The sequence below is a fragment of the Sulfitobacter sp. HI0027 genome (assembly GCF_001634775.1).
Classification (GTDB): Bacteria; Pseudomonadota; Alphaproteobacteria; order Rhodobacterales; family Rhodobacteraceae; genus Sulfitobacter.
Window position 1 is genome coordinate 1 of record NZ_LWER01000217.1, and the last position, 1,660, is coordinate 1,660.

At 58.1% G+C, this 1,660-nt stretch carries 1 protein-coding gene; it reads left to right on the forward strand.

Features of this window, described 5'->3' with window-relative positions:
- Positions 1 to 186: 186 nt before the first annotated feature.
- Positions 187 to 1,572, forward strand: a complete 1,386-nt coding sequence (locus A3722_RS13850) for an IS1182 family transposase (protein ID WP_067629896.1) — start codon at positions 187 to 189, stop codon at positions 1,570 to 1,572.
- Positions 1,573 to 1,660 lie beyond the last annotated feature (88 nt).

The following is a 1,660-nucleotide window of genomic DNA, read 5'->3' on the forward strand; positions in this document are numbered from 1 at the left end:
GTATACCTACAATCGAGGAGCCGCAAGGGGCAAAGCAATGCTGGCAATCGTTTTCGAAATTCCGCTTAGCAGCCATTGGCCGCGTAGCAGCATCACGTAACTTTGGGCTTATTTTGTTGAAAAACTCTTCCTTGATCGCGGCCTGAACTGCTGATTCAATCCCTTTATTCGGGGGGAGTATTGGCGATGATGGGACCACGACAGGAGGCGCAACCGGCGCTGTTCTACGAGTTCTCGCTGGAGGATCATGTTCCCCAAGATCACCTGCTTCGATCCATTGATCGGTTCGTCGACCTGAGTAGCATCCGCGCCCACCTTGCGGATTTCTACAGCCATACCGGCCGCCCGTCGGTCGATCCCGAGCTGCTGATCCGGATGTTGCTGGTCGGCTATTGCTTCGGCATTCGTTCTGAGCGACGGCTCTGCGAAGAGGTGCATCTGAACCTCGCGTATCGCTGGTTCTGCGGCCTCGATCTGAGCGACCGGGTCCCGGATCACTCGACGTTTTCCAAGAACCGGCATGGGCGTTTTCGCGACAGCGAACTGCTGCGCCACCTGTTTGAGACGACTGTCGCGCGCTGCATCGCCGAAGGTCTGGTCAGCGGCCAGCGAATGGCGATTGACGCCAGCCTGATCGAAGCCGATGCGAACAAGCAGAACTCCACGCCGAAGGAAGACTGGGACGCAACGCACATTGATCCGGCTGATGCGCCCCGCGCCGTGCGCGAGTATCTCGACACGCTGGATAAGGCTGCATTTGGCGCGGCCAGCGAGGTGCAGCCCAAGTTCACCTCGCATTCTGATCCCGCCAGCCAATGGACGGCGGCGCGTAAGGGTCCGGCATTCTTCAGCTATTCCGATAACTACCTGATAGACACGGATCACGGTGTTATATTGGACGTTGAAGGCACCCGTTCGATCCGACAAGCCGAGGTTGGATCGACCCAGACCATGCTTACACGGGTGAAAGCCAAGTTCGGCCTGGTCCCCGACTGGATGATCGCCGACACAGCCTATGGTTCAGGCCCCATGCTCGGCTGGCTCGTGGAACGCAAGATCGATCCTTACATCCCTGTGATCGACAAGGCCGGACGCCCCGATGGGACCTGGACACGCACAGATTTTGACTGGGATGCGAAGAACGACCAATACATCTGCCCCGAGGGCCACGCGCTCAAACAGTTCCGCCGGAATTACTCTGATCCAAGCCGGGGGCCGACGGGCAAGGGCACCGCGCGCTATCGCGCCTTGAAAGAAGTCTGCCAGGTCTGCCCGTCCAAGCAAAAATGCTGCCCCAACGCTGAGGCGCGCAAGATCACCCGCGAGGAGCACGAAGACGCGCGTCAGGTTGCCAGAGATTTGGCCAAAACTGAAGAATATCAGATTGCGATGAAGCTCAGGAAAAAGGTCGAAATGCTCTTTGCCCACCTCAAACGCATTCTCGGGCTGGGACGACTGCGATTACGCGGCCCATGCGGTGCAAATGACGAATTCCTCCTCGCCGCCACCGCCCAAAACCTCCGCAAACTGGCTAAGATTTTTCCTGCACCGCAGCAAACGCGCAAAGCCTGATAGGAAAGGCGCTCGCGCGCTCTTCAAAGCGCAGCTTTCTGCGAAAGCAACACGCTGTTTTTCCACAGAATCGGCGGAGAACGGGCGT